General features: G+C 55.7%; 11 protein-coding genes and 2 tRNA genes. 3 read left to right on the top strand and 10 right to left on the bottom strand.

Going from position 1 to position 12,344, the window contains the following annotated elements; genetic code table 11:
- On the bottom strand, positions 1-1,231 hold a 1,231-nt coding region (ilvC, locus tag HMPREF1144_RS14095; RefSeq protein ID WP_009653131.1), incomplete at its 3' end, for a ketol-acid reductoisomerase.
- A gap of 153 nt (positions 1,232-1,384) precedes the next feature.
- Between ilvC and ilvY the strand changes: the two genes are divergently transcribed.
- A complete protein-coding gene (gene ilvY, locus HMPREF1144_RS14090) occupies positions 1,385-2,275 on the top strand; it encodes an HTH-type transcriptional activator IlvY (protein ID WP_004097479.1) in 891 nt (296 codons plus the stop codon).
- A 56-nt stretch (positions 2,276-2,331) separates the two neighbouring features.
- Here the strand turns inward: ilvY and ilvA are convergent, their stop codons facing one another.
- The 6 genes from ilvA to ilvL form a co-directional block, all read right to left on the bottom strand.
- Entirely contained in the window at positions 2,332-3,876 is a 1,545-nt protein-coding gene (gene ilvA / locus HMPREF1144_RS14085; RefSeq protein WP_009653134.1) for a threonine ammonia-lyase, biosynthetic, read from the bottom strand.
- A 2-nt stretch (positions 3,877-3,878) separates the two neighbouring features.
- Positions 3,879-5,729 carry a dihydroxy-acid dehydratase gene (ilvD, locus tag HMPREF1144_RS14080; protein ID WP_004097475.1) on the bottom strand — a complete coding sequence of 617 codons (1,851 nt, stop codon included), beginning with the start codon at positions 5,727-5,729 and terminating at the stop codon, positions 3,879-3,881.
- Positions 5,730-5,790: 61 nt separating this feature from the next.
- A complete protein-coding gene (locus HMPREF1144_RS14075; protein ID WP_004097473.1) occupies positions 5,791-6,720 on the bottom strand; it encodes a branched-chain amino acid transaminase in 930 nt (309 codons plus the stop codon).
- A gap of 16 nt (positions 6,721-6,736) precedes the next feature.
- Entirely contained in the window at positions 6,737-6,994 is a 258-nt protein-coding gene (gene ilvM, locus HMPREF1144_RS14070) for an acetolactate synthase 2 small subunit (RefSeq protein WP_004097471.1), read from the bottom strand.
- Entirely contained in the window at positions 6,991-8,637 is a 1,647-nt protein-coding gene (ilvG, locus tag HMPREF1144_RS14065; protein WP_042927764.1) for an acetolactate synthase 2 catalytic subunit, read from the bottom strand. The genes ilvM and ilvG overlap by 4 nt, the downstream gene beginning before the upstream one ends.
- 139 nt (positions 8,638-8,776) lie before the next feature.
- Complete coding sequence (ilvL, locus tag HMPREF1144_RS31525) at positions 8,777-8,875, bottom strand: ilv operon leader peptide (protein ID WP_001311244.1); 99 nt, start codon at positions 8,873-8,875, stop codon at positions 8,777-8,779.
- A gap of 350 nt (positions 8,876-9,225) precedes the next feature.
- Between ilvL and HMPREF1144_RS14060 the strand changes: the two genes are divergently transcribed.
- Positions 9,226-10,746 (top strand): YifB family Mg chelatase-like AAA ATPase, encoded by a 1,521-nt coding sequence (locus HMPREF1144_RS14060; RefSeq protein ID WP_009653133.1) that lies wholly within the window; start codon positions 9,226-9,228, stop codon positions 10,744-10,746.
- Between the two features lie 23 nt (positions 10,747-10,769).
- On the opposite strand, the gene HMPREF1144_RS14055 is transcribed toward HMPREF1144_RS14060, so the two are convergent.
- Complete coding sequence (locus tag HMPREF1144_RS14055; protein ID WP_004097464.1) at positions 10,770-11,108, bottom strand: DUF413 domain-containing protein; 339 nt, start codon at positions 11,106-11,108, stop codon at positions 10,770-10,772.
- A gap of 118 nt (positions 11,109-11,226) precedes the next feature.
- Between HMPREF1144_RS14055 and hdfR the strand changes: the two genes are divergently transcribed.
- Positions 11,227-12,048, top strand: a complete 822-nt coding sequence (gene hdfR, locus HMPREF1144_RS14050; RefSeq protein ID WP_004097454.1) for an HTH-type transcriptional regulator HdfR — start codon at positions 11,227-11,229, stop codon at positions 12,046-12,048.
- A gap of 81 nt (positions 12,049-12,129) precedes the next feature.
- Here hdfR and HMPREF1144_RS14045 read toward each other — a convergent pair.
- Together HMPREF1144_RS14045 and HMPREF1144_RS14040 are read right to left on the bottom strand one after the other, a co-directional pair.
- Positions 12,130-12,205, bottom strand: a tRNA-Trp gene (locus HMPREF1144_RS14045).
- A 53-nt stretch (positions 12,206-12,258) separates the two neighbouring features.
- Positions 12,259-12,335, bottom strand: a tRNA-Asp gene (locus HMPREF1144_RS14040).
- Between the last annotated feature and the right edge of the window lie 9 nt (positions 12,336-12,344).

Raw genomic sequence — 12,344 nt, 5'->3', positions numbered from 1 at the left:
CGTTCATTTCGTACAGACGCTTACGAGCGATGGTGTTGGCGATCAGCGGCAGTTCGTGCAGTGATTCGTAGTAAGCGGACTCTTCGATGATGCCGGAATCCACCATGGTTTCAAACGCCAGCTCAACGCCCGCTTTCACCATTGCGATCATCAGAACGCCTTTATCGAAGTACTCCTGCTCGCCAATTTTACCTTCAAACTGCGGTGCGGTTTCGAACGCGGTTTTGCCGGTCTCTTCCCGCCAGGTCAGCAGTTTTTTATCGTCGTTGGCCCAGTCAGCCATCATGCCGGAGGAGAATTCACCGGAGATGATGTCATCCATATGCTTCTGGAACAGCGGCGCCATAATCTCTTTCAGCTGTTCGGACAGCGCGTAAGCACGCAGCTTAGCCGGGTTAGACAGGCGATCCATCATCAGAGTGATACCACCCTGCTTCAGCGCTTCGGTGATGGTTTCCCAGCCGAACTGAATCAGTTTTTCGGCGTATGCCGGGTCGGTACCCTCTTCCACCAGCTTATCGAAGCACAGCAGAGAACCGGCCTGCAGCATACCGCAGAGGATGGTCTGCTCGCCCATCAGGTCGGATTTCACTTCGGCAACGAAGGACGATTCCAGCACGCCCGCACGGTGACCGCCGGTCGCCGCAGCCCAGGCTTTAGCAATGGCCATACCCTCGCCTTTCGGATCGTTTTCCGGGTGAACCGCGATCAGGGTCGGTACGCCGAAGCCGCGCTTGTACTCTTCACGCACTTCGGTACCCGGGCACTTCGGCGCCACCATCACGACGGTGATATCTTTACGGATCTGCTCGCCAACTTCCACGATGTTGAAGCCGTGAGAGTAGCCCAGCGCCGCGCCGTCTTTCATCAGCGGCTGAACGGAACGTACAACGTCAGAGTGCTGTTTGTCCGGCGTCAGGTTAACCACCAGATCGGCCTGCGGGATCAGCTCTTCGTAGGTACCCACCTTGAAGCCGTTTTCGGTTGCTTTGCGCCATGATGCGCGCTTTTCGGCAATCGCTTCTTTACGCAGCGCGTAGGAGATATCCAGACCGGAGTCGCGCATGTTCAGACCCTGGTTCAGGCCCTGAGCGCCACAGCCGACAATGACCACTTTTTTACCCTGAAGGTAGCTTGCGCCATCGGCGAATTCGTCGCGACCCATAAAGCGACATTTGCCCAGCTGCGCCAGCTGCTGGCGCAGGTTCAGTGTATTAAAGTAGTTAGCCATGGTGATACCTCGTGATGTTGTGTGTCTTATTTTGTTCGGTTCGCCTTTCAGCGAGAATGTACCCACATTACAACAGGAAATTTATTGCGGAAATTGATATATTCACAACGTCACGTTGCAATTTCTGCAATGTAAAATCGTGGAGTGCCGCCAGTGGATTTACGCGATCTGAAAACCTTCCTGCATCTGGCTGAAAGCCGCCATTTTGGCCGCAGCGCGCGGGCGATGCACGTCAGCCCCTCCACGCTTTCCCGACAAATTCAGCGCCTGGAAGAAGACCTCGGGCAGCCGCTGTTTGTCCGCGATAACCGCACGGTAACGCTTACCGAAGCGGGAGAAGAGCTACGAACGTTTGCCCAGCAGACGCTGTTGCAGTATCAGCAGCTGCGCCACACTATCGATCAGCAAGGTCCGTCGCTGTCGGGCGAACTGCATATCTTCTGTTCGGTGACGGCCGCTTATAGCCATCTGCCGCCGATTCTCGATCGTTTCCGCGCCGAGCATCCCTCGGTGGAAATAAAGCTCACCACCGGCGATGCCGCTGATGCGATGGAGAAAGTGGTGACGGGTGAGGCCGATCTGGCGATTGCAGGGAAACCGGAAACGCTGCCCGGCGCGGTGGCTTTTTCCATGCTGGAGAATCTGGCGGTGGTGCTGATCGCCCCGGCGCTGCCTTGTCCGGTTCGTAACCAGGTCTCAGTCGAGAAGCCTGACTGGGCAACGGTACCCTTTATTATGGCCGACCAAGGCCCCGTGCGTCGCCGCATTGAGCTATGGTTTCGCCGCCATAAAATCAGTAATCCGTCAATTTACGCCACGGTGGGCGGGCATGAAGCCATGGTTTCCATGGTGGCGCTCGGCTGCGGCGTCGCGCTGCTGCCGGAGGTGGTGCTGGAAAACAGCCCTGAGCCAGTGCGCAATCGCGTGATGATTCTGGAGCGTAGCGACGAGAAAACCCCGTTTGAGCTGGGCGTCTGCGCGCCAAAAAAGCGGCTGCATGAGCCGCTGATTAATGCGTTCTGGAATTTGCTGCCTGGCCACTAATGCCGGGCCTGCTCAGGCCTACAGCCCGGCCACAGGCCTGACAAGCACAGAGCTTCTTAACCGGCGAGGAAGAACCTGAATGCTGGATTATTGCTCTCATCATGGCAATCGTAGCCCAGCTCATGCAAGCGGGTTTCGAAGTCAGGCTCGTGATCGCCTAGTTCGAATGCCGCCAGCACGCGGCCGTAATCGGTACCGTGGCTGCGATAGTGGAACAGAGAGATGTTCCAGTGGGTGCCCAGCGTATGCAGGAACTTCAGCAGCGCGCCGGGCGACTCCGGAAACTCGAAGCTGAACAAACGCTCCTGCAGCGGCTGAGACGGACGCCCGCCGACCATATAGCGCACGTGTAGCTTGGCCATTTCATCGTCGGAGAGATCCACTACGCTGTAGCCACCGTCGTGTAGCAGGTTGAGGATCTCTTTCCGCTCTTCCAGCCCCCGGCTCAGGCGCACGCCGACAAAAATGCAGGCATTTTTCGCATCCGCGAAGCGGTAGTTGAACTCGGTCACCGAACGGCCGCCCAGCAGCTGGCAGAACTTGAGGAAGCTGCCCTTCTCTTCCGGAATCGTCACCGCCAGCAGCGCTTCCCGCTGTTCCCCCAGCTCGCAGCGTTCGGAAACGTAGCGCAGGCCGTGGAAGTTGACGTTCGCGCCGGAAAGCACGTGCGCCAGGCGTTCGCCGCGAATATTATGCTGAGCGATATATTTTTTCATCCCCGCCAGCGCCAGCGCCCCGGAAGGTTCTGCTACCGCACGCACGTCTTCAAACAGGTCTTTCATCGCCGCGCAGATGGCATCGCTATCGACGGTAACGATGTCGTCGAGATACTCCTGGCACAGACGGAAAGTCTCATCGCCGATGCGTTTCACCGCCACGCCTTCGGCAAAAAGCCCAACGCGGGGTAAATCGACCGGTTGACCCGCATCCAGCGCGGCTTTCAGACAGGCAGAATCCTCGGCCTCAACCGCAATGACTTTGATCTGCGGCATCAGCTGTTTGATCAGCACCGCCACGCCGGCCGCGAGACCGCCACCACCGACCGGGACAAATACGCGATCGATATGGGCATCCTGCTGCAGCAGTTCCAGCGCCAGCGTCCCCTGCCCGGCAATCACCATCGGATGGTCGAAGGGCGGAACCCAGGTGAACCCCTGCTGCTGCGCCAGTTCGATGGCTTTGGCCTTGGCTTCATCGAAGTTCGCGCCGTGCAGCAGCACTTCGCCGCCGAAGCCGCGCACCGCATCGACTTTGATATCCGCGGTGGCGGTTGGCATGACGATGAGCGCCTTCACGCCCAGGCGAGATGCCGAGAAAGCCACGCCCTGCGCATGATTACCCGCCGAAGCGGTAATCACGCCATGCGATTTTTGCTCTTCCGTCAGGCCCGCCATCATCGCGTAGGCTCCGCGCAGCTTAAAGCTGTGCACCGGCTGACGGTCTTCACGCTTCACCAGCACAACGTTATCGAGGCGCGACGAGAGCTTTTCCATTTTTTGCAGCGGCGTGATCTGCGCGGCTTCGTATACCGGCGCGCGCAGTACCGCTCTGAGGTATTCCGCCCCCTCAGGGGCGGCGGACAGGGGTTGAGACTCGGCCATCATTAACCCCCAAGTTTCGATTTATCGCGCACCGCGCCTTTGTCGGCGCTGGTTGCCAGGCTGGCATAGGCGCGAAGGGCAAAGGAAACCTGACGCTCGCGGTCTTTCGGCGTCCATGCTTTATCACCGCGCGCTTCCTGAGCTTCGCGGCGCGCCGCAATCTCGGCATCGCTTAGCTGCAGCTGAATACCGCGGTTCGGGATATCGATAGCAATCATGTCGCCATCTTCAATGATCGCGATATTGCCACCGCTGGCCGCTTCCGGAGAAACGTGACCAATAGAGAGACCTGAAGTACCGCCGGAGAAGCGTCCGTCGGTAATCAGCGCACAGGCTTTACCCAGGCCCATTGATTTCAGGAAGGTCGTCGGGTAGAGCATCTCCTGCATCCCCGGCCCGCCTTTCGGCCCTTCATAGCGGATGACGACTACGTCACCGGCGACCACCTTGCCGCCGAGGATCGCATCCACAGCCGCGTCCTGGCTTTCGTATACCTTCGCCGGGCCGGTAAATTTGAGGATACTGTCGTCAACGCCGGCGGTTTTCACGATACAGCCGTTCTCGGCAAAGTTGCCGTACAGAACCGCCAGACCGCCGTCCTTGCTGTAAGCATGTTCCAGCGAGCGGATACAGCCTTCTGCGCGATCGTCATCCAGGGTGTCCCAACGGCAGTTCTGAGAGAAAGCCTGCGTTGTGCGGATACCCGCAGGGCCAGCGCGGAACATCTTCTTAACCGCTTCATCCTGCGTGACGGTGATATCGTACTGCTCCAGCGTCTGCGGCAGGGACAAACCAAGCACGTTTTTCACATCGCGGTTCAGCAGCCCGGCACGATCCAGTTCACCTAAAATACCCAATACGCCGCCCGCGCGATGCACGTCTTCCATATGATATTTCTGCGTACTTGGCGCGACCTTACACAGCTGCGGCACTTTGCGGGAAAGTTTATCGATATCGCTCATGGTGAAGTCGATTTCCGCTTCCTGCGCCGCCGCCAGCAGATGCAGTACGGTATTGGTGGAACCGCCCATGGCGATATCCAGCGTCATGGCGTTTTCAAACGCCGCCTTATTGGCGATATTACGCGGCAGCGCAGAGGCATCGTCCTGCTCGTAATAGCGTTTAGTCAGCTCAACGATACGTGAGCCCGCATTGAGGAACAGCTGTTTACGATCGGCGTGAGTCGCCAGCAGCGAGCCGTTGCCCGGCTGCGACAGGCCCAGCGCTTCGGTCAGGCAGTTCATGGAGTTCGCGGTGAACATTCCCGAACAAGAGCCGCACGTCGGGCAGGCGGAACGCTCAACCTGATTACTCTGATCGTCGGAGACTTTCGGGTCAGCGCCCTGAATCATCGCGTCAACGAGGTCGAGTTTAATGATTTGATCGGACAGTTTGGTTTTCCCGGCTTCCATCGGGCCACCGGAAACAAAAATGACCGGAATATTCAGGCGCAGAGACGCCATTAACATCCCCGGGGTGATTTTGTCGCAGTTGGAGATACAGACCATCGCATCAGCACAGTGGGCGTTAACCATATACTCAACCGAGTCGGCGATCAGTTCGCGGGATGGCAGTGAATAAAGCATACCCCCGTGGCCCATCGCGATCCCATCATCCACCGCAATGGTGTTGAATTCTTTGGCGACGCCGCCAGCGGCTTCGATTTGCTCAGCAACCAGTTTGCCAAGATCGCGCAGGTGAACGTGGCCCGGCACGAACTGGGTGAAAGAGTTCACCACGGCGATAATCGGCTTACCGAAATCATCGTCGGTCATTCCAGTGGCGCGCCACAGCGCGCGGGCACCCGCCATATTACGGCCGTGAGTGGTTGTGGCGGAACGGTACTTAGGCATGCTTTAGTTACTCCCAGTTTCGGTGAAATGGGGCGTTGCGTGTCGCCCCATTTTTTTATGCTTATTGATTAACCTGATCCAACCAGCCCCATTTATCCTCGGTTTCACCGGTGAAGAGGCCAAAGAATGCTTGCTGAATGCGCTTGGTGATCGGGCCGCAGCGGCCTTCGCCCACCTGAATACCATCAACGCTGCGTACCGGCGTGATCTCTGCGGCAGTACCGGACATAAACACTTCGTCGGCCAGGTACAGGGACTCGCGGGACAATACCTGCTCGCGGACTTCCAGACCGAGATCTTTCGCCAGCTTGATGATAGCGTCGCGGGTGATGCCAGGCAGCGCGGAAGAGGTGAACGGCGGGGTAAACAGCACGCCATCCTTCACTTCAAACAGGTTTTCACCGGCGCCTTCAGAGATGTAGCCGTTCACGTCCAGCGCGATACCTTCCTGATAGCCATGGCGACGCGCTTCGCTGCCGACCAGCAGCGAAGAGAGATAGTTACCACCGGCTTTGGCCGCGGTCGGAATAGTGTTTGGTGCCGCGCGATTCCAGGAAGAAACCATCGCATCGATCCCCTGATCCAGCGCTTCGGCACCCAGGTAGGCGCCCCACGGGAACGCCGCGATGATCACGTCAGTGTTATAGCCCGGAGGCGGGTTGACGCCCATGCCTACGTCGCCGACGAAGACTAACGGGCGGATATAGGCGCTGGTCAGACTGTTTTTACGAATGACTTCACGGCAGGCTTCCATCAGCTCATCAACGCTCTGAGAAACCGGGAAACGATAGATTTTTGCTGAGTCATGCAAACGCTGCATATGTTCACGGTGACGGAACACCACCGGTCCCTTGTGAGAGTCGTAGCAACGGATGCCTTCAAATACGGAAGTCCCGTAGTGCAGCGCATGGGACATCACGTGAACCTTCGCCTCACCCCACGGAACCATCTCACCATTGAACCAAATGTAATCAGCTTTTTTCGTCGTCATTGTTCTTCCTTTGCGCTCAGGCGCGAATTTGTTGTGATGTAGGTTGCTGGATCTCGACGCAGGCGACGTCCACCAGTTTGCTTAATTGACTAAACAGTAATTCGACGGGCCGCTGGCTGGCAACGGTCAGTTCAATATTAATATTCCGGGCATCGGCGGCGGTTGCCATATTCATCGCGCAAATCTGGAACCCGCGATGGCGCACGACGCGCAACACGCGTTCTAATGTTTCTGGATTAGAGCGAGCCTGCAAGGCGACCTGATGTTGCATCATGATAATTTCTCCAGCATTTCTGCATTACTGGCACCGGGCGGCACCAACGGCCAGACGTTCTCAAGTTCGTCGATTGAGACATGAAGCAGGTAAGGCCCCTGGCTCGAAAGCATGGTGTCGAGTGCCGCTTCAACCTGGTCTTTACGGGTGATGTGTTGACCAGGGATGCCGAAGGCGCTGGCCAGAGTAAGGAAATCGGGGTTATCGGTAAGGGTGGTTTCGCTATAGCGTTCCTGAAAAAACAGCTGTTGCCATTGTCGGACCATTCCTAAACGCTGGTTGTCCAGTAAGACTATCTTCAGCGGCAACTGCTTGCGTTTTACGGTGCCCAGCTCCTGCACGTTCATCATGAAGGAGCCGTCACCGGAGATACAGATAACCGTATCGTCTGGACGGGCCACCTGCGCGCCTACCGCTGCGGGCAAGCCGAAACCCATAGTGCCTAATCCGCTGGAAGTGATAAAATTCTCCGGGCGCGTATAGGTCATATGCTGCGCTGACCACATCTGATGCTGGCCCACATCGGTTGTCACGACGCAGTCCGCGGGTTTGCGATCGGAAAGCTGCTTCAGCAGCAGCGGGGCATAGATAGCGTCTCCCGGATGGTCGTAACGCCAGGCATGCTCGGCGCGCAGCTGTGCATTACGTTGGCGCCAGGCGTCGATAGACAGCGGCTGCTGGAGCGCGGGCAGCAACACATTCAAATCGCCGGTCAGGCCGATATGTGCCTGACGGAGCTTGTTCAGTTCAGCCGGATCGATATCCATATGGATGACTTTGGCGTGCGGGGCAAACGTATTCAGCTTGCCGGTGACGCGATCGTCAAACCGGGCGCCTACCGCGATCAGCAGGTCACATTCCTGTACTGCAAGGTTGGCCGCTTTAGTACCGTGCATCCCCAGCATGCCCAGATAGTAGGGATAATCCGCCGCTACCGCACCCAGCCCTTTCAGGGTAGACGTCACGGGCATTTGCGTAACGGCAAGAAATTCGCGCAGCGCCGGTACCGCCTGCGCCATCCCCACGCCACCGCCAACGTATAACATCGGCTTCTGCGACTGGGTCAGCATCTGCAAAGCGTATTCGATATCCGCATATGGAAAATCAACGTCGTCGGCTACCATGGAAAAATGCGGATCGAGATCGCCCTGAGCCAGCTGGATATCCTTTGGGATATCGACCAGCACGGGACCGGGACGCCCGGAGTTTGCTACGTGGAAAGCTTCGGCAATGATGCGCGGCAGTTCTTCCAGCGACTGCACCAGGAAACTGTGCTTGGTGCATGCCAGCGATAAACCGAGGACATCAACTTCCTGGAATGCGTCGGTGCCAATGAACGGGGCAGCAACCTGGCCGGTGATAGCAACAACGGGAACGGAATCAAGCAGCGCGTCGGCGAGACCGGTGATCAGGTTGGTTGCGCCAGGACCCGAAGTGGCGATACACACCCCGGTTTTGCCGGTAGCCCTGGCATAGCCGATAGCCGCCATAGCCGCGCCCTGTTCATGCCGACACAGTAGGTGTTCCACGCCGCCGTCATACAATGCATCGTAAACCGGCATAATTGCTCCACCCGGATAGCCAAAAACGGTATCGACTCCCTGTGCTCGCAAAGCATGTACTACCCACCGCGCCCCATTCATAGTTACTTCCCCGTCGTAGATCGAGAGAAACAGAATTTTATGCTGCCAGCCATCGTCTGCTCCTCTTTTCTGTTTTTAAGTTATAAAAAAACCCCCGGACCTTTCGGTGCGGGGGTCTTAGTTCGTTAAGGCTTGTTTTTTAAGCCTTTCCTCGTCCAAGTGCAGCCCCGCACGGTGGGATAATAATCACCACCACGCTAATCACGACCAGGCTAATCACTCGTAGAAGGGCTGTCATTTTATGTTCTTTCTGGCTTCATGTTCGAAGGAATACCTAAAGAGGTACCACAGACTTCGTGTTAAACACAAGATTTTTTTATGACCTCATTTCTTACCTTGCTAACCATTTAAGAAAAAACAATTGTTTTTAATAGGAAAAATATGAAATGAAAATATTTCATTTTGTGGCGTACTCCACAGCACTTTCTCATCTTGTTGCCTGATGGCAGCATTTTACGAGCCAGCATCCAACACCAGTGCAAAGCGGAAATTGCCGGAAAATTGGCTGGGAGCAAGCATGCATAATTTAATAATGCCGAATTACTCAACAGCAAATCCCCGACATAATCCCGGTTCTCAGGAGGTGTTATGTCACTCGCCATTGTTTACACCCGCGCCGCTCTCGGGATCGGTGCCCCGCTTATCACGGTTGAAGTTCATATCAGCAACGGGCTCCCAGGCCTGACAATGGTAGGACTGCCTGAAACAACGGTTAGAGAAGCGCGTGACCGGGTACGTAGTGCGATTATCAACAGCGGTTACGCTTATCCGGCGAAAAAAATCACCATCAATCTGGCCCCGGCCGATCTGCCAAAAGAAGGGGGAAGATATGATTTACCTATCGCTCTCGCGCTTCTGGTGGCCTCAGAGCAGCTAAAGGCTCCCAGGCTAAATCAATATGAGTTTGTCGGCGAGCTGGCGCTTACAGGCGCTCTGCGTGGCGTTCCTGGTGCCATATCCAGCGCCATGGAGGCCATAAAAGCGGGGCGGAGGATTGTTGTCTCTAATGAGAATTCTCCAGAGGTGGGGTTAATCGGCGGCAGTGACTGCCTTATCGCCACCGATCTCCAGGAAGTCTGCGCTTTTCTAGAAGGTCGACATACCCTGGCTAACCCCCTTCCAGAAGGAGAATATTCGGATGAAACATCGGTTGATCTGCGTGATGTTATTGGCCAGCGGCAGGGGAAACGAGCGCTGGAAATCATCGCTGCAGGTGGTCACAACCTGCTGATGATAGGCCCGCCCGGCACAGGAAAAACGATGCTCGCCAGTCGATTACCGGGACTACTGCCGCCGCTGAGTAATCAGGAAGCGCTGGAAAGCGCGGCAATACTTAGCCTGGTCGATTCCAGGCATGCTATGAAAAATTGGCGCCGCAGGCCCTTTCGTGCCCCGCATCATAGCGCCTCCCTGGCGGCCATGGTGGGCGGAGGCTCAATTCCGGCACCGGGAGAGATCTCCCTTGCCCATAACGGAGTCCTGTTCCTGGATGAGCTGCCTGAATTCGAACGCAGGGTGCTGGATGCGTTACGCGAACCCATTGAGTCAGGGGTTATCCATATCTCACGCACGCGCGCCAAAATCGATTATCCAGCTCGTTTCCAGCTTATTGCAGCGATGAATCCCAGCCCGACAGGGCACTATCAGGGCCAGCATAATCGCGCTTCACCGGAACAGACGCTACGCTACCTGGGTCGTTTATCCGGCCCGTTTCTTGACCGATTCGATCTCTCCCTGGAGATCCCGCTTCCGCCACCGGGGGTGCTCAGCCAGGGAACAAACGAAGAGGAAAGTAGCGCCTGCGTACGCCAACGTGTTCTGGCCGCACGCGAAAGGCAGCTATCGCGGCAGAAAAAACTTAACGCGCATTTGGGAAATGATGAGATGAAAATCTGCTGCCGGCTTCATAAAGATGACGCTGTCTGGCTGGAGCAGACGCTAATACAGCTCGGGCTTTCAATCCGCGCCTGGCAGCGCCTGATTAAAGTGTCCCGAACTATTGCCGATATTGAGGCAGTCGAACGCATCGAACGCCATCATTTGCAGGAGGCTCTCGGCTACCGGGCAATAGACAGAATGCTGAGCCATCTACAAAAAATGATGGCGTAAAAAAAGGGCTTACGCCCTTTTTCTTAATCATCGCTTTCTGTGTAATCTTCCGTACCTTCCACCTGCGGCTTGCCGCCGGACAGGGTATGGAAACGCTTCGGACGCTTAATGCGCGCCATGTACTTAATCCAGACGCGTTCTGCTTCCGTTGCGGGCTCACGTTCACCACGGCATACCGAAACAAACTGTTTTTCATCGTCGGTGACAGGCTCGCGTTTACCTAGTTCGAGTTCATTAAAGGCATAACCATGACGTTCCAGCAGTTGCGCCTCTTTGATGGTGAAATCTCCATGACGGGAAAACCCGCGCGGATAATTTTTATTGTCGAAAAAACGATTAGTTGTCGTAAAGCTTTCCGCCATCCTACACGCTCCTGATTCTTTGGCCGAGCTAATTATGGCGCGGAGTATTAGTTACGCTTGACAGAGCGTCAAACAAAACATTTAAATCATCACGACAAATAATTTTGCGGAGAAGAGTGTGGATACGGAATTGCTCAAGACTTTCCTTGAGGTGAGCAGAACTCGCCACTTTGGCCGAGCCGCAGAGGCGCTTTATCTGACGCAGTCAGCAGTTAGCTTTCGTATTCGTCAACTGGAGAACCAGCTGGGGGTAAATCTTTTTACCCGTCATCGTAATAATATCCGTCTGACCTCAGCCGGAGAGAAACTGCTGCCCTACGCCGAAACCCTGATGAATACCTGGCAAGCTGCGCGCAAGGAGGTCGCGAATGCTTCCCGCCATAATGAATTTTCGATCGGAGCCAGCGCTTCTCTGTGGGAATGCCTGCTTAATGGATGGCTGGGAAAGCTCTATACAGAGCCCTATAACCTGCAGTTTGAGGCGCGGATTGCGCAGCGGCAATCGCTGGTCAAACAGCTGCACGAACGTCAGCTTGATCTCTTGATCACGACAGAATCGCCGAAGATGGATGAACTAAGCAGTCAGTTGCTGGGTAATTTTACCCTGGCGCTTTATTGCGCCTCTCCGGCTAAATACACAAATGAATTGAATTATTTACGCCTGGAATGGGGGCCCGATTTCCAACAAAACGAAGCGGGATTGATCGGAAATGATGATATTCCTCTGCTGACCACCAGTTCTGCCGAATTAGCCTACCAGCAGCTCAGCGCGCTTAAGGGCTGTACATGGTTGCCCGTGCTCTGGGCACAGGGGAAAAATAATCTGCATACGGTGACCGACAGTGCGACGCTTTCAAGGCCTCTCTATGCGATTTGGCTACAAAACAGCGATAAACAAGCGCAGATTCGGGAGATCCTGAAGCACAATATATTGGGATAAACGCACCCCTCCAGGGATGGAGGACGATTGGCGGGAAATTTAAAGCAAAAAAAATCCTTTGCCTGAGCAAAGGATTATATATGGCAGGGGCGGAGAGACTCGAACTCGCGACACCCGGTTTTGGAGACCGGTGCTCTACCAACTGAGCTACGCCCCTAAAGTTTCTTATCATTAAGCCTGCTTAATCAGCAGGCTTAATTTTTTAATAAGTGGCGGAACGGACGGGACTCGAACCCGCGACCCCCTGCGTGACAGGCAGGTATTCTAACCGACTGAACTACCGCTCCACCGAATAC

The organism is Klebsiella sp. OBRC7 (assembly GCF_000293135.1).
Taxonomy (GTDB): Bacteria; Pseudomonadota; Gammaproteobacteria; order Enterobacterales; family Enterobacteriaceae; genus Klebsiella; species Klebsiella michiganensis.
Note: the sequence above shows the minus strand (reverse complement) of the source record. Positions and strands in the feature narration are given on the sequence as shown.

Excerpts from the sequence above, each read along its gene's own strand:
- ilvA (WP_009653134.1), bottom strand. The coding sequence starts at position 3,876 with ATGGCCGAGTCTCAACCCCTGTCCGCCGCCCCTGAGGGGGCGGAATAC.
- ilvD (WP_004097475.1), bottom strand. The coding sequence starts at position 5,729 with ATGCCTAAGTACCGTTCCGCCACAACCACTCACGGCCGTAATATGGCG.
- HMPREF1144_RS14075 (WP_004097473.1), bottom strand. The coding sequence starts at position 6,720 with ATGACGACGAAAAAAGCTGATTACATTTGGTTCAATGGTGAGATGGTT.
- ilvM (WP_004097471.1), bottom strand. The coding sequence starts at position 6,994 with ATGATGCAACATCAGGTCGCCTTGCAGGCTCGCTCTAATCCAGAAACA.
- ilvG (WP_042927764.1), bottom strand. The coding sequence starts at position 8,637 with ATGAATGGGGCGCGGTGGGTAGTACATGCTTTGCGAGCACAGGGAGTC.
- ilvL (WP_001311244.1), bottom strand. The coding sequence starts at position 8,875 with ATGACAGCCCTTCTACGAGTGATTAGCCTGGTCGTGATTAGCGTGGTG.
- HMPREF1144_RS14060 (WP_009653133.1), top strand. The coding sequence starts at position 9,226 with ATGTCACTCGCCATTGTTTACACCCGCGCCGCTCTCGGGATCGGTGCC.
- HMPREF1144_RS14055 (WP_004097464.1), bottom strand. The coding sequence starts at position 11,108 with ATGGCGGAAAGCTTTACGACAACTAATCGTTTTTTCGACAATAAAAAT.